This is a genomic window from Pseudoalteromonas sp. JC28, from assembly GCF_013319255.1.
Classification (GTDB): Bacteria; Pseudomonadota; Gammaproteobacteria; order Enterobacterales; family Alteromonadaceae; genus Pseudoalteromonas.
The window spans coordinates 42,521-58,405 of the sequence record NZ_QOKX01000008.1 but is presented as its reverse complement, the minus strand read 5'-3'; the positions used below and the strand labels follow the sequence as shown (position 1 = coordinate 58,405).

The window sequence follows — 15,885 nt, the reverse complement described above, 5'->3', positions numbered from 1 at the left end:
GAGAATTTAATTATAAAGCTTTAAAACTGCATCCCTTCTTCAAAGTCGGATACTTTGACTAAATTAACGCCTGTCGCCTTCTCCTCAAAAAAGATATCCGCAATTTTTTGATGGACAAAGACATATTTCAGACCGCCAGCTTGTTTAAATATCAAACGCTCTTCCTCTGGGGTTTTATCCAAGACTTCACTATCTATATGGTATTTATATATATCGCAACCTTTTAAATAGTCAGGCTCTAACATCTCCTCTGCAGTGAATTTTTCTATTTTTGACTTTGCTCGATCCCAGCAGTCAAGCTCTTGCCAAAAATTCATGCACCAAAAGTCTTCGTGATAGTTATCACCATCGTCAATGTACACAGCAGGATATAGCTGCATCCCAACAAAATTAAAGAGCTTTAACCGTTCTCTAATTTTTGAGCTAACGATAGGGATCGTAGCGTCTAGTAAAACACTGGGGATAGGACGTATAACTCCATTCGCATTATCTTTATCTCTATACGCATTTTCGAAAAATAGCGGTTCTTTCCCCCAAACTAACTGTTCAAACTCATAATCTCTATCCGCCGACTTTTGCAAAGCAGTAAGGTGCAATGTTACTTCGCTATAATTTTTTAAAATGATGTAATATTGGTCGTTAAAATCTCTTGTCATTGCACTTCCAACCTTTATGTAAAGTAGTCTCCTAACTAGTTGGCAAACTAAAACTGCATCCCTTCTTCAAAGTCGGATACTTTGACTAAGTTAACGCCTGTCGCCTTCTCCTCAAAAAAGATATCCGCAATTTTTTGATGGACAAAGACATACTTAAGACCACCAGCTTGTTTAAATATCAAGCGATCTTCTTCTGGGATTTTATCCAATACTTCACTATCTAAGTGGTATTTATAAACGTCAATTCTCGACATAAAGTATGGATCTGCCAATTCTTCTTTCGTCGCTTTCTCCGTTTTAGACTTTTCTCTATCCCAACAATCCAGCTCTTGCCAAAAGTTCATGCACCAAAAGTCTTCGTGATAGTTATCACCATCGTCAATGTATACAGCTGGATATAGTTGCATCCCGACAAAATTAAAAAATTTTAGCCGCTCTCTAATTTGGCTACTAATTATAGGAGTCACCATGTTTAGCATAACGGTTGGGATAGGCCTTTTGATATTTCTTTTGATATCTTCTTGTTTGTAGCTATTTTCAAAGAAAAGCGGCTCTTGCCCCCAAGTTAATCGCTCAAATTCAAAGTCTCTATCCGCTGACTTTTCTAATGCCATCGGATACAAGGTATAATCATTAAAATCCTTTAAAATTAAATAGTATTCTTCATTATAATTTTTAGCCACATTAATTCCCTACTTTAAGTTTATAGTAAGATTTCTCATATTTGATTTCTTGAGGAACCTTACGAATATTACCATATGGGTATAAATAATTTATCTGACCTACATGCTTCCTCTCATGGTTACAACGCGTTACCTGTTCTTCGCACTCATCAATTTCATTATTATTAGAACAACCTATTTTGCTTGAAGGCTTAAAGTTTCTAAAAACCGAGCTTAATGGGACTCTGAACTCTGCGACTTTTTTTAATATAGCCTTACTTTCAAGATCCAAGATATTTTGAATTTCACTTGTATCTTTTTGAGTTCGAGGTGTGCATTTTTTTAGATCTGATTTTATTTTGTTTATACCTGAAGCAACTTGATCGTGATAAGCCTCTTGTTTAGGCAGAGCATATGTGTGATCGCCACGATGCAATTGCACTCTCAGCTGACAAGCACCTTGTAAGGTGCTGGGTAAAAAGACCAAGTTTTCAACTAAATTTATGTTGTAACCTCTATGAATTAGTAAGCTCCCTAACTGAGCGACATTGACAGCCTCTTTCGAAATCAGATGATGAGCCGCCATATGAATACCATTATGGAACGGATGATCCTTCTTGTGTTTGATATTGGCGATCAGCCTATCTCGATATTTTTTGTCCTTATCAACCATCCCTTCAATTTGTTCTTCAATTTCTTCACTCATGAATCACTCCTTATTCATAATGAACGATGCCGCGTAGACTTCGTGGTGTTGTGTGATCTGTTTTGCCACATAAGCGGCATCGTGTCTGTCGTTTTGTTGTTTGTTTTTTCGCAGTTAGCGTCGAGTTGGTTTTGCCTTTAAGTAGCAACCCACTTGAACGCGCGGTTGTAAGCTTTTTCCCTAAGTTTTTTAAGGTTGTAGTGCTGTCGTTAAAGTCTTCAAGCGTACGGATAAAAGCGCTGATTGCCGCTTGTGCTTTTTTAACTTTTACTGATGTACTTGCGGCTCTGGCACCGTTGGCTGATAACTTGGCAGCAAGTGCTGTTACTCTTGCGGCTGTACCCGCTCCTAATGTAAGTAATGACGTTGCTAGTAACAAACAAACCTCTATCGCGACATAAGCGCCGCCTTTTCCGCCAATGTATGCATAAAAATTAGGAGGCACAGCTTCCATAAAGAGTGAAGCGTAAGCAACATAAGTTAGTGCACTATCATGATCGTCTATGAGCGCCAACACTAAATAGAAGTCAGGAGTGTTTTTTATGCTAGCGGCTAATTCAGGGTCAATATCAACTAAAGTGGTATCAACAAATTGTTGTACTTTGGCGACCTCTCCTTTCGCGATATCATCAAGTAAGTTGGTAATTGCATGGCGGTGCGTGTACAACGCATTTGCATAATGGCTTGTATTTTTAATTGCGTCTGCAGCGTCGTTAAGGTACTGAGTAGTATCATGATGTACATCGCGATAAGCCTGTTCGGCTGCATCTAATGCTCGCTGTGTATTGGCTTGATACCAGTTCCAACTGAGCAAGTCTTCACTGGCATCCTCTTCAATCCAATTAGACATTTCATTGGCACTTTGTCGCAATTGCTCAAAGCGCTCGCTAGCATAATCTGCGGTGGTATCATATGCGCTACCTGCGACGGACTTAATGGCTTTTCCTAAGTCAATCCATGTTTGTGCTTCGAACAAATCTGCTTGGTCTTCAAGCCACTTACTTCCACCTTGATACGCACCTTGCGCGCCATTAATTGCAATTGCAGCAAAACCATATTCGTCCCAATCAGATTGAAACCCACTCATATTCGATACGGTATCTCGATATGCACCATCAAGCTGCATGTGTAATGATGATTTGAGGTTGTTGATTTCCGCTTCTAGCGCTTCGTTACGAGCAACTTCTACAGTGACTTGCCCCTCTTGTGGTAAGTCGCTTTTTACCACAACTCCAGCCTCATTTGCCGTTGACTCTGCTCGTTCAAGTGCATTTGCATCTGTGCTTTTATCACCACTTGAATTGAGTTTAAGTTTTCCGTGGATAAGTGTATTACCTAAATGAATATTGACTTGTTCAAGGGGAAGCGCGGTCTGCCATTCATCATCGTAATACGCCCTCACTTTTATCCATGCGGCACTTGACTTAACACCGAGTACTTCAACGTCAATACTATGATTGGCTGAACCTGCGCTCGCGGTAAGAACATAAACGCCGGGATCGAGTTTAAGTCGAGTGTCCCAAAAGTGTAATTGATCTGGTGGTAGTTTTGGTACATCAAGCACTGCGCTTCCCTTGCTTGGACCTTGCCACTGCAACCTTACTGCGCGGGCATTACTTACCGAGCCTCCCACTTTAGTATCCCAACCACTCGGTACCCGTAAACGGTCACCAGCCTTTGGAGGATTGTTGCGATTGACATGGTCGTTGTAACCATAAATCAGCTTAGGATCGGGCCTACCCGCATATTGGTTAGCGACGGACTCTACGGTATCTCCAGCACGAAACATGTGATCGCTAAAACGCATATAAACTTGTTGGGAGCGTTTTAGTTCCACTTTGGAATTGTTATTTGGATTAGAAATAAAAACTGTTGGCTCGAGTACCACTTCAGATTTTATTGCTTTACTGCCACCAAGTAAGGCGCGATTAATTTCAGCTTGGCTAAGTCCTCGAGGCATATCTGCTTGCACCAAGCTATTAAAATCTTGCGCACTGCGATTTCCTCCCCCATAGCTTGTCAGTTTATCTTTTACATCAAGTGATTGATATGGCACAAAGGCATATCGCTCACCACTGTGGCGACTAAAGCTAGAATAATTTACTCGCTGCCAGCGCTTGCTTGCAAGTATCCAAAATTGAGCCTGAGAGTGATATCTAAAAAGCGATGCTTGTCTAAACGGAATGATGCTCCAAATACGACCATGAAGCACATGCATGATTTCAATAGGAAGCTTTCGTCTTTGAATGGAGGACATCGCTGTTGCAGCAAGAAGTTGTACTTCACTTGACGCTTCATGCTCAGTGCTATTACTGGTGCTTTCCTGATTATCACCTAAGCGCGAGATGAGATCATCAAATGCCATTTTTTAGTCCTTTAATAGCGTTATGAAATGAGAGGTTAGTACCTAATCTGAGCCTCGGATAATTAATGTCTTCTTTCAGCTGGTTTCAGCCTGCACTATTGCCTACCGAATAAGCCCACCGATTAGATGCTTTAGCCGCTATTGATAGCGAGCAAATATTGTCCACATTTAAATTAAATGTAGGCTGAATATCTTACAAATCTCAGACATTAAAAAAGGCGCTTGCGCGCCTTTTTTAATTCCTCAATTTACCGCTGATTATTCAGTTTCTGGTAAATTGCGACCGTAGAACACTTCCTGAATTTCACGATTCAGCTTAAGACGAATTTCTTCCTCTTCGTCTGCGTCTAAATCATCAGTACTAATTCCAAATAGATATGCATTTAGGTCTGTTTCCTTAAGCATCATCTTAGTGTGGAATAGGTTCTCTTGATACACGTTTACGTCTACCATGTGGTATGCGTCTTTAGTATCTTCCGTCATGTAATTCTGGATCGAGTGAATTGCGTGGTCGATATAGTGTTTTACACCATTAACGTCACGAGTAAATCCACGAACACGATAATCAATCGTCACCACATCTGACTCTAAAGAGTGAATTAAGAAGTTAAGCGCTTTAAGTGGCGAAATAATGCCACACGTTGAAACTTCGATATCTGCTCTAAAAGTACAGATGCCATCATGTGGGTGCGCTTCAGGATAAGTATGAACACAGATGTGACTCTTATCTAAATGTGCTACCACTGAATCAGGCAATGGTCCTGGTGCTTCATTACTATCAAAAGTCTGCTGTTCAACAGGCTCTTCTGATACTAAGATCGTCACACTCGCCCCTTGTGGTTCATAATCTTGACGCGCGATATTCAGTACGTTTGCACCGATAATATCCGTTACGTCTTTTAGAATATCCGTCAAACGATCGGCACTGTACTGCTCATCGATATATTCTAGATATTCTTTACGTTGCTGCTCGGTCTTGGCGTAGCAAATATCGTAAATGCTAAAGCTTAAACTCTTAGTTAAGTTGTTAAAGCCATGGAGTTTAATTTTATCAAAGGGCTTGTTCACGATAGACCCACCTTAATACAAAAAATCTGCGCTGCAGAAACAAAAGTTCGCGGATTTTATACGAAAATAGCGCTATGAAAAAGCGTTATTTTTCGTCAATTTCAACCACTTCATGGCTATGCGTAATTTCTACTGCTTTTTCAAGCATTAATGCCACTGAACAATACTTTTCAGCGGATAAACTTACGGCTCTTTCTAGGTGTTTTTCAGAGACATTACGCCCTTTCACCACAAAGTGTAAATTGATCTTGGTAAAAACCCGAGGTGCGCTTTCTGCGCGCTCTGCGGTTAATTTTACTTCCACGTCGCTAACATCCTGACGCGCCTTTTGTAGAATGCTGACTACATCGACTGACGAACAACATCCCGCTGACATTAATACCATCTCCATTGGACTTGGCGCGGCACTATCAGAACCGGCATCAAATACCACATTATGTCCCGACGCAGAGCGACCGATAAAGGTATCTCCTTCAACCCATTTTACGCTAGCTAACATAGTTATCCTCTATAAAGCATAACACCGCCAAATGGCGGTGTATCTTAAACCTAGAATTGCCTCTAAGTGTGTTTTCTACACTGTCGATAGTGATTGTGCCAAGCTATACAGCAGAATCAAACAGGTTTTTGACCAAACCTGCGAATTCTTCGATAAACTCTTTTTGTTCTACGGTGACACGTCTATCAACAACACTTGATAGCACTTCTTGTAAGTCGTACACAATGCCATCTACCTCACGCACGATCATGCTGCGCTGCTCTGTAGATAACTCAGTGTGCTGCTCGCATATACGGATAACGTTTTCAGCGATCACATCTTCGATTAATTCCATGACTGTTGGAGCCCCTGGTTCAACCGTCCCAGACTTCTCAAACAAGGCTAAGTTTTGCGTCAAATACATGACTAAATCATCGTACCCTTGTTTATCTAAAACCATACTTTGCTCACCCGAACCTATCAAAGACATCTCCTATTGATTTAAGCAGAAAGTTTTTTCGATTGCTACTTTTGTAGTCAACTAGACACAAAAAAGCAGCCGAAGCTGCTTTTCTAATCAATTTTTATTGAGTAAACCTCAATATTGGCATTTTAATCCAAAGATAAACCTGGGCTCAAGCTAGAAGGTAAAGTTACCTTTTCTAGTTCCACAGAAGCCACTGGGTATGCACAGTAATCTGCCGCGTAGTATGCACTTGCACGGTGGTTACCTGATGCACCGATACCACCAAACGGAGCTGCACTTGAAGCGCCAGTGATTGGGCGGTTCCAGTTTACGATACCTGCGCGAATACGACGTAAGAAACGGTCGTAATCAGCTTCGTTGTCGCCAAGCAGACCTGCTGATAAGCCAAAGCTTGTCTCGTTCGCTTTTTCAATAGCAGCGTCAAAGTCTGTGTAACGGAATATTTTTAACAGCGGACCAAAGTGCTCTTCATCAGGGAAATCTGCAATGTTAGTACATTCGATGATACCTGGCGTCACAAAGCCTGTGCCTTCTGTGTGCGTCAGCTCGATAAGCGACTGACCACCAAGCTCAACAAGCTGTTGCTGTGCTTTTACCATGCCAGCGGCTGCTGCATTTGAGATCATTGAGCCCATGAACGGTTGATCTGCATCGTCAAAGTTACCCACTTTAATCGCTTTAGTTGCTTTGATCAGTTGCTCAAGGATTGTGTCACCTTGTTCACCCGCAGGAAGGAATAGTTTACGAGCACAAGTACAACGTTGACCACTTGAGATAAACGCAGATTGAATAATGTCGTGTACTGCCGCTTTGGTATCCGCTACGTCTTTTACGATAAGCGGGTTATTGCCACCCATTTCAAGCGCTAAGATCTTACCTGGTTGACCTGCATATTGCTCATGTAGCAAGTGACCCGTACGAGAAGAACCAGTAAAGAATAAGCCGTCAATACCCGCGTGTGACGCAAGTGCTTTACCTGTTTCAACTTCACCCTGAACTAGGTTAATCACGCCAGCAGGAAGACCCGCTTGTTGCCAGTATTTAAGCGTTAGCTCAGCAACATATGGCGTTAGTTCAGATGGCTTAAAGATAACCGTGTTACCAGCAAGTAGCGCAGGTACGATGTGGCCATTAGGTAAGTGACCAGGGAAGTTATATGGGCCAAATACAGCAACTACACCATGTGCCTTGTGACGGATCACGGCACGGCCAACTGGCATTGGATTTTCAACAACACCTGTACGCTCTTGATAGGCTTTCTCAGAAATCGCGATTTTACCTACCATAGCACCCGCTTCTGTACGAGTTTCCCAAAGTGGCTTACCCGTTTCTTTAGCAATTGCAATAGCCAGCTCTTCGCTATTTTCTTTTAGTACTTCAGCGAAACGCTTAACAATTTCTAGACGCGCTTCAAAGCTCATGTCGCTCCATGAATAGAAAGCTTCACGAGCCGCTTTTACCGCGCCGTCAACTTGCTCAGCAGTAGCTGCGTTTGCGCTCCAAATAACGTCGTTGTTTGCTGGGTTTACAGAGCTAAAGCTTGCGCCTTGTCCTGCAATCCACTCACCATTTATTAGTTGTGCTGCATGTGTTGTCATAATCTGTTCCCAATCTTAAATCTTTACTAGGCTTACTTGATCGCCTTCTTCAACTTTTAGCGCCGCGGCAACATGTGGAGCAAGCGTTACTTCATTGCCATCAGTCAGGGCTAACTCAATTACTGTCGCGCGATAATCAACAAGTTTACCATTTGCGACCATAACAGGGAATCCACCGTTGCTTTCGCCTATTTTCACAGTACGAGTTTCACTATTGCGAACCGTGCGGATATTCCCCACTTTTGCTTCTACCGTTGGACCCGCGTCGAAGATATCAACATAACCATTAAATGTGAAACCTTCGCTTTTTAGTAGCTCAATAGCAGGACGCGTATTGTCGTGAACTTCACCAATCACCGCTTGTGCTTCTTTACTAAGCAGGTTTACGTAGATTGGGTACTTTGGCATTAATTCAGCAATAAAGACCTTTTGGCCGATACCCGTTAGATAATCCGCTGTCGGGAAATCCATCGAGAAGAAATGCTCTTCAAGCCATTGCCAGAACGGGCTTTCGCCTTGCTCGTTAGAAACACCACGCATTTCCGCGATAACGGTTTCAGCAAAACGAGCACGATGTTGGTTAATAAACATAAAGCGAGAGCGAGATAGCAGTTTGCCGTTTGCGCCTTTGCGATAGCCATCTTTCAAAAACAGGGTGCATAATTCCGTCGCGCCAGTGTAGTCATTACATAGCGTTAAAATATCCACTGCTTTATAAACATCGAGTGTGCGTGAAGAGTGGATCACTTTGCTTAGGTGATAATGATAAAACGCATCATCTAAACCAACCGCTGCTTCGATACCGCTGGTACCAACCACCTCGCCTGTTTCAGTATCTTCTAATACAAATAAATAGCCTTCATCAAAAGGCTTGTCTGCTTGCTTGCCAAATGAAGCAACAGAGCGTGCAATCTTCTTCTGTAATAGCTCTTCGTTAACAGGCAAAGAGGTAAAACCGTGGCCTGATTCGTGAGCAATGTTTAAAAGCGCTGGATAATCGCTTTCTTGGATTGGGCGAAGGATCATCATGAGCCCGCTTACTCCTCAAAAATGTGGATAACAACAAGGCCACCAAAAGGTGACCTTGCAACCAGTATTAAGCGTTGTTAGCAACTACCGTAGCAACGGCTTTTTCAAAACGTGCCATCCCTTCGCGGATGTCAGCTTCTGGAATAACAAGAGATGGAGTGAAACGTACTACGTTTGCACCTGCAACCAGTGACATCACGCCTTGCTTGATACCTTCAACCAAGAATTCTTTTGCTTTGCCTTCGTACTTTTCAGTGACTACACCACCAAGCAATAGACCTTTACCACGTACTTCGGTGAATACGTTGTACTTTTCGTTGATGTCGTTTAGCAGTTCACGGAACAGCTGCTCTTTTGCTTTTACGCCATCAAGTACAGCTGTTGTGTTTACTGTGTCAAATGCCGCTTCTGCAACCGCACACGCCAGCGGGTTACCGCCGTATGTAGAACCGTGAGTACCCACTTTTAGGTGCGCAGCAATCTCAGTTGTTGTGATCATCGCGCCAATAGGGAAACCACCGCCAAGTGCTTTAGCCGTTGTTAAAATATCAGGGGTTACGTTTAAACCTTGGTATGCATACAAATCACCAGTACGGCCAACACCAGTTTGCACTTCATCAAAAATAAGTAGCGCGTTGTGCTTGTCACACAGCTCGCGAACACCTTTTACAAACTCAGCCGTTGGTGAAATGATACCACCTTCGCCTTGTAGCGGCTCCATCATCACGGCACAAGTGTTGTCTGAAATAAGCGCTTCAAATGCCGCTAAATCGTTATAGTCTGTGTGAACAATGTCGCCCGGCTTTGGACCAAAGCCATCAGAGTATGCAGCTTGACCACCTACAGTTACAGTGAAGAAAGTACGGCCGTGGAAACCTTTGTTGAAAGAGATGATTTGCGACTTTTCAGCACCAAACTTATCTAGTGCCCAACGGCGTGCTAGTTTAAGCGCCGCTTCGTTCGCTTCTGCACCTGAGTTTGCAAAGTAGACTTTTTCTGCGAACGTGGCATCAGTTAGCTTTTTCGCTAAACGTAGTGCAGGCTCATTGGTCATCACGTTAGATAGATGCCAAATTTTCTCGCCTTGCTCTTTAAGCGCGCCCACCAAAGCTGGGTGACAATGACCTAGACAGTTAACTGCGATACCACCAGCAAAGTCGATGTACTCACGACCTTCCTGATCCCATACTCGAGAACCTTCACCTTTCACTGGAATTACCGCTGAAGGTGCGTAGTTAGGTACCATTACGTCGTCAAACAATTCACGATTGATAGTCATTTTATTTCCTCATATTTGGTGAGTGAAAGTGCAAACAAGGAGTCATTTCCTTTTGGAGGTCGGCGCGTTGCCGCCACTTGATAGGATATTTATTCACACCAATTCGGTGCTATGTATTTTGACCCGCCCCTTGATGGCACAAAATTCATACGCTCATTATTCCAGAAAAAGCGCCATTTGTCTCACTTATACCACGTTCTCAGCCCTTAGTATTCAAGGGTTTAACATATATTCTCAACTCAAGTGAATAACTATCTAGGGCAGATATTTAGGGCAAAGCAAGCGCCGTGCAGCCTTGCACAGATCATTTAAGATTAGGTTTTGAATGAATAGTCGCAAAAAAAATTTCAATTTTTTTTACAAAATCGTCAACTGCAGGTTATGGAACGCACATTTTGCCAATTGCTGACGCATTTCCTCGGTAAGTTCTAAATGATTGAGCAAAATCTCAGCTTCATCGTCTTCAATTAACTGGCTATCTTTTAAAACAAGCAGTTGTGCGTAGCCATAGGCTTTTTGCATCACTTGTGTCAGTGGTAATGGGTCGGCAATGTTTTTATGCGCATTTGGTAGATAAGTTTGCGCATACTCTTCCATGACGGCATTAAAGGGCAAATAACGTAACTCCATTTTTTCAATTAGCTTACGTGAAATCTCTGCTGAATGTTCTATCAACAAGTTACGTAAAAATAACGGATCAGGAGATAACTCCATTAATGCGGTGTGTAGGTCTTTTTGCTTTTTGTCTCGTGCTATTTGCACCTTGGCTTGCCACACCTTTTCAAAGGTGCGTAAATAAAGACGGATCAAGGCCACTTTCCCAAGTTCTAGTAACATGCCTAAAGTAAACGCATGCTGTTCTTTTACCCCAAAAAATGGTGCCAGCTCTTTTGCCGCAATGGCCGTGCTCATGCTCAGCTCGCGTAATTTACGCTTCATTAAGCCAAATGGTTCTGTAGCATGCGGCATCCAGTGTCTTACCGCCATTGTCGGGATCACCATTTGCAAGTTCTCAAGGCCTAAATACCTTAATGCTAATGCCGGCGTATCGACCTTAATGGACGTGCCTTTACTGTTTTTTTTGCGATACTGTGGCAAGTTGACTAGCGAAACCAGCTCACGACCCAACCAACTTAAGTCATTAACCAAAGGTTCTAAACGCCCAACTGAAGCTGAGCGCACGGCAAGAATGTCTAAAATCGCAGGAACGGAGTCTTGAATGCCAATGACTTCATGATAGATATTATCAAGGTCATGCAGTTGCTTTGTGATAGCTTCTTCGATAACTGAATGTAGATGCTTACTCGCTTTGGCAATATATTTGTGATGGCTTGTGCTGCTTTCTTGGCGTTTTGCAGCCGCTGCAATTTCCACCTCTAGCATAGTGCGCTGTGCGATATTCTCCCCATAGCTAATATCAAATGTATGGATATAGCCTATTTGCTTTTGCGCAAAGTTGAGGCTGATAAGAAGGTCATGGGCACGCTCGGATAGCGCTTGTGCCATTCTAATTTGCTTATTTTCTTGCGTCATGCATGCTACTTATCTAAAGGAAAAACACTGAGTTAAGCACTCAACAGAATCGTCTTACTGATTAACATTATACCAGTAAAAGCAATATTATGATTTGATATTGCGCACAATAGAATCAAAAAGTTACGTATCAAAAACTAGTCTAACCAACAAAAACGCAGCGAATATGGATGTATAACACCTAGGCGAAATCCTGTTGGTTTTGTTTAAACTTTAGAAGCGTTTTATAAAGTTATCAAGTAATGCTAAGCCGTGTTCAGTGAGGATAGCTTCTGGGTGAAATTGCACACCTTCAAGTGCTCTATCGGATGCCAAAAGTCCCATAATTTCATCACGCTCACCCTCTTGTGTCTGTGTCCAAGCCGTTACGGCTAGAGACTTTGGTAAGCTACTTTGCTCAACAACCAAAGAGTGGTAGCGGCATACTTCGTATGGTGATGGCAGGCCTTGAAATACGCCTATATTGTTATGGTGCACTTGAGACGTTTTCCCATGCATCACTTGTTTTGCGCGAATGACTTTGCCACCTAAAGCTTGTGCAATAGTTTGATGACCAAGGCAAATGCCGAGAATAGGGATTTGTCCCTGTAGACGTTTTACGACTTCAAGCGAGATCCCCGCTTCATCAGGACTGCAAGGGCCAGGAGATAGCACAACATATTTGGGATTAAGCTGCTTGATTTGTGAGGTGCTGATTTCATCATTTCGCTTTACCAGCACATCCACATCTAAGCGCTGAAAATACTGCACTAAGTTGTAGGTAAAGGAATCATAGTTATCAATCATCAACAGCATGTAGGTACCACTAAAAGAACCAAGCGGCCTATTTGCCACTGGGGTAAGGATGTTCGTTATAAATCTATTTTATCACGAACTCAACAGGAGGGTTTTCTTATATCTAGTATCTGCTTTAAACCAAGGGTCTGTAGACCCTTGTAATACAAAAAGACACCATTTATGGTGTCTTTTCATTGTGTTTTATTAACCGCGAGGAATAAAACCGACGGCGTCATACACAGCTTTCAGTGTTTTTTCGGCACGAATACTTGCTTTTTCCGCGCCTTTTTTCATGATTTCGTCCAGCAGAGTTTGATCTTCACGGATTTCTTTAAAGCGCGCTTGAATAGGCTCCAGCATATTCACTACCGCATCGGCAGTGTCTTTCTTTAAATGACCGTACATTTTGTCTTCGTACTCTGGCACTAACTCTTCAATTGAGCGTTTAGTTGCAACACTTAGTAGAGTCAGTAAGTTGGATACTCCTGGCTTTTCAACACGATCAAAGTAAATCCGTGCTTGCTCATCTGAATCCGTTACCGCTTTTTTCAGCTTTTTCTCTATCTTCTTAGGTTCGTCCAACAGCATCACAAAACCATTTGGGTTTTCGTCTGATTTTGACATCTTCTTGCTCGGGTCTTGCAAGCTCATAACACGAGCGCCAAACTCTGGAATATAAGGTTCTGGGATCTTAAAGACATCGCCATACAGGTTGTTAAAGCGCGTTGCGATATCGCGGGTCAACTCAAGGTGTTGCTTTTGGTCTTCACCAACCGGTACTTGATCCGCTTGATACAATAAAATATCCGCAGCTTGCAATACTGGATAGGCGAATAAGCCAACGTTTACGTTATTGGCGTGCTTTGCTGACTTATCTTTAAACTGCGTCATGCGGTTTAACTCACCCATCTGTGCATAACAGTTCAGCACCCAACCTAGCTGTGCATGCTCAGGAACCTGTGATTGTACAAATAGTGACGATTTATCTGGATCGATGCCGCAAGCAGTATATAGTGCTACGCCGTCTAATACGCGATCGCGTAGTTGCTGTGGCTCTTGGCGAACCGTAATGGCATGCAAGTCAACCAACATAAAGTAACAATCATGATCGTTTTGTAGTTTAAGCCACTGGTTAATGGCACCTACGTAATTGCCTATTGTCATACCACCGGTTGGCTGAATACCACTTAATACTACAGGTTTACTCATGTCGTTCCTTTATTTCTTCATTGAATTAACGTTGATTGATAATGGGAATAATATCTAAGAATCCATCACAAAGGTACTGTGGATTGAACTCTTTCAAATCGAATCCCTGATTATACCCATAATTTAGCGCAATCACAGGTATCTTAGCGCCCTGAGCGGCCAAAATATCGCTTTTAGAGTCCCCAACCATAATAAGCTTATCCGCTGATATACCAAGACGCTCGGCAGCCAGCAATAGCGGAGCTGGTGACGGCTTTTTGTCAGTGTCATCACCACAGACGATACAATCAAAATGCGATGTGAGATTTAATTTATCCAGCAGTTTTAGCGTAAATGCACGATTTTTATTTGTCACGACGGCTTTTGGCACTGTGGCAAATGCAAATAGCCCTGTCTCAACATGCGGATACAAACCCGCATACTGACCAACTAATTCGTCATAATGCACTTTAAAACGCTCAATGGCGGTGTGCGCTAAACTTTCGGATAAGTCTTCGCTAACTTCATGGCTACCGCTTAGGCCTCTTTTTACTAACATATCGATGCCGTTACCTACCCATTCACGCACCAGAGCATGACTAACAATTGGGTGAGCAAGCTCAGACAGCGTTAAATTGAGCGCCATGTACATATCCTCGACGCTATCAACTAACGTGCCATCAAGGTCAAATAAAATACCCTCAAAACGCATTATTTTACCTTTGCTAATTCTTGACGCATGGCGTCTATTACCGCTTTGTAATCGGGTTGATTAAAGATAGCGGAACCTGCAACAAACATGTCTGCACCGGCCGCTGCAACCTCAGCAATGTTGTCCACCTTAATTCCCCCATCCACTTCAAGACGAATATCGCGACCGGAAGCGTCAATGCGTGCTCTCGCTTCTTTTAATTTCTCAAGTGTATGTGGGATAAAACTTTGGCCACCAAAGCCCGGGTTTACTGACATCAAGAGGATTTGATCAATTTTATCCATCACATGATCAAGATAATGCAGCGGTGTGCCCGGATTAAATACCAAGCCAGCTTTACAACCTGACTCTTTAATCAGCGCAAGGCTTCTGTCTATATGCTCGCTGGCCTCTGGGTGAAATGTAATAATGCTCGCCCCGGCTTTAGCAAACTCGGGAATTAGACTATCTACAGGCTTTATCATCAAATGTACGTCGATAGGAGCAGTAATTCCGTAATTTCTTAATGCGTCACAAATCATTGGACCAAAAGTTAAATTTGGCACATAGTGATTATCCATTACATCGAAATGAACCACGTCGGCACCTGCTGCCAGTACCTTTTCAACATCTTCGCCTAACCTCGCAAAATCTGCGGATAGAATGGATGGTGCAATTAAAAAATCAGACATACTTTTCCCCTAAACGTAAGACCGCGATACTGTACCGTAAATTGCCCAAAATGTCTGCGATTTAAGGCGCTTTATGATTGTGCAATAAACGAACATTGTGTATCATTATGTGATATTTAACTTCTGGGGATAGGGTTATGGTTTCTAGATATAAAGCACGGATTGCTCTGCTTGGGACGGTATTAGCCGTGTCGGCAGGGGTATTTTCTTTCGACAATGATGAAAGTCTTGCCGCAAATTACTCCGCATGCGCTTGTAGCACTGGCAATTTAAGCAGTCGAATAAATGCAGTGGAATGTCAGCAAGAAGCGCACACCAGTTGGGCAGCGTGGTTGACTGGCGGTAGTTCGAGTGGCCAATTCCATTATTTGGATTTGCTTGAGTTATTACTTGGCTCTAAAGACAATCAAAGCAGTAGTAAAGTTTCATCTCCTTACTAATACCAGTTGAGCCAATCAACTGGTAAGAGGTAAACACTATGGCTTCTTCCAATAGTAAATTCGCGTTAATTCAAAGTGTCTGTGCGGCAATGTTTGGTGTGCAGAGCGGTCAAAAACAAGCATATGACTTTAACAAAAAGCATTTTTGGCCGTTTGCTTTTGCGGGCATCGTTTTTGTCGCCGCTTTTGTCATTGGCTTAATTTGGTTTGTAAATGGTGTAGTTTTGGCTTAGTCC

General features: G+C 42.6%; 17 protein-coding genes. 2 read left to right on the top strand and 15 right to left on the bottom strand.

Annotation, left to right across the window (positions count from 1 at the left end; translation table 11 throughout):
• Positions 1–20 precede the first annotated feature (20 nt).
• From DS891_RS18080 to rpe, 15 genes are all read right to left on the bottom strand, one after another.
• Complete coding sequence (locus DS891_RS18080; protein ID WP_174170542.1) at positions 21–656, bottom strand: DUF1629 domain-containing protein; 636 nt, start codon at positions 654–656, stop codon at positions 21–23.
• Positions 657–703: 47 nt separating this feature from the next.
• Positions 704–1,339 (bottom strand): DUF1629 domain-containing protein, encoded by a 636-nt coding sequence (locus DS891_RS18075; RefSeq protein WP_174170541.1) that lies wholly within the window; start codon positions 1,337–1,339, stop codon positions 704–706.
• A gap of 1 nt (position 1,340) precedes the next feature.
• Positions 1,341–2,024, bottom strand: a complete 684-nt coding sequence (locus DS891_RS18070) for an AHH domain-containing protein (protein ID WP_174170540.1) — start codon at positions 2,022–2,024, stop codon at positions 1,341–1,343.
• Positions 2,025–2,034: 10 nt separating this feature from the next.
• Positions 2,035–4,389, bottom strand: coding sequence for a hypothetical protein (locus tag DS891_RS18065; RefSeq protein WP_174170539.1), 2,355 nt, complete (start codon positions 4,387–4,389; stop codon positions 2,035–2,037).
• A 258-nt stretch (positions 4,390–4,647) separates the two neighbouring features.
• Positions 4,648–5,457 (bottom strand): adenosylmethionine decarboxylase, encoded by an 810-nt coding sequence (speD, locus tag DS891_RS18060; protein ID WP_095726638.1) that lies wholly within the window; start codon positions 5,455–5,457, stop codon positions 4,648–4,650.
• 85 nt (positions 5,458–5,542) lie between these two features.
• Positions 5,543–5,956, bottom strand: coding sequence for an OsmC family protein (locus DS891_RS18055; protein WP_174170538.1), 414 nt, complete (start codon positions 5,954–5,956; stop codon positions 5,543–5,545).
• Positions 5,957–6,059: 103 nt separating this feature from the next.
• Complete coding sequence (locus DS891_RS18050; RefSeq protein ID WP_029215895.1) at positions 6,060–6,395, bottom strand: DUF3802 family protein; 336 nt, start codon at positions 6,393–6,395, stop codon at positions 6,060–6,062.
• Between the two features lie 152 nt (positions 6,396–6,547).
• On the bottom strand, positions 6,548–8,020 hold the full coding sequence (astD, locus tag DS891_RS18045; RefSeq protein ID WP_069020533.1) for a succinylglutamate-semialdehyde dehydrogenase: 1,473 nt from the start codon (positions 8,018–8,020) through the stop codon (positions 6,548–6,550).
• A 15-nt stretch (positions 8,021–8,035) separates the two neighbouring features.
• Entirely contained in the window at positions 8,036–9,049 is a 1,014-nt protein-coding gene (astA, locus tag DS891_RS18040; protein WP_010607072.1) for an arginine N-succinyltransferase, read from the bottom strand.
• Between the two features lie 67 nt (positions 9,050–9,116).
• The gene (locus tag DS891_RS18035) at positions 9,117–10,328 is read right to left on the bottom strand and encodes an aspartate aminotransferase family protein (RefSeq protein ID WP_102057626.1); all 1,212 of its coding nucleotides are present in this window, start codon (positions 10,326–10,328) and stop codon (positions 9,117–9,119) included.
• A 357-nt stretch (positions 10,329–10,685) separates the two neighbouring features.
• The gene (locus tag DS891_RS18030; protein WP_010607070.1) at positions 10,686–11,861 is read right to left on the bottom strand and encodes an HDOD domain-containing protein; all 1,176 of its coding nucleotides are present in this window, start codon (positions 11,859–11,861) and stop codon (positions 10,686–10,688) included.
• A gap of 213 nt (positions 11,862–12,074) precedes the next feature.
• Positions 12,075–12,656, bottom strand: a complete 582-nt coding sequence (locus DS891_RS18025) for an aminodeoxychorismate/anthranilate synthase component II (protein ID WP_010607069.1) — start codon at positions 12,654–12,656, stop codon at positions 12,075–12,077.
• A 186-nt stretch (positions 12,657–12,842) separates the two neighbouring features.
• Entirely contained in the window at positions 12,843–13,847 is a 1,005-nt protein-coding gene (trpS, locus tag DS891_RS18020) for a tryptophan--tRNA ligase (protein ID WP_010368888.1), read from the bottom strand.
• A 25-nt stretch (positions 13,848–13,872) separates the two neighbouring features.
• A complete protein-coding gene (locus tag DS891_RS18015; protein WP_102057628.1) occupies positions 13,873–14,538 on the bottom strand; it encodes an HAD-IA family hydrolase in 666 nt (221 codons plus the stop codon).
• Entirely contained in the window at positions 14,538–15,209 is a 672-nt protein-coding gene (gene rpe / locus DS891_RS18010; protein WP_174170537.1) for a ribulose-phosphate 3-epimerase, read from the bottom strand. The genes DS891_RS18015 and rpe overlap by 1 nt, the downstream gene beginning before the upstream one ends.
• A gap of 137 nt (positions 15,210–15,346) precedes the next feature.
• Between rpe and DS891_RS18005 the strand changes: the two genes are divergently transcribed.
• Complete coding sequence (locus tag DS891_RS18005; RefSeq protein WP_010607067.1) at positions 15,347–15,649, top strand: hypothetical protein; 303 nt, start codon at positions 15,347–15,349, stop codon at positions 15,647–15,649.
• Positions 15,650–15,687: 38 nt separating this feature from the next.
• The gene (locus tag DS891_RS18000) at positions 15,688–15,882 is read left to right on the top strand and encodes a DUF2970 domain-containing protein (RefSeq protein ID WP_010607066.1); all 195 of its coding nucleotides are present in this window, start codon (positions 15,688–15,690) and stop codon (positions 15,880–15,882) included.
• Positions 15,883–15,885 lie beyond the last annotated feature (3 nt).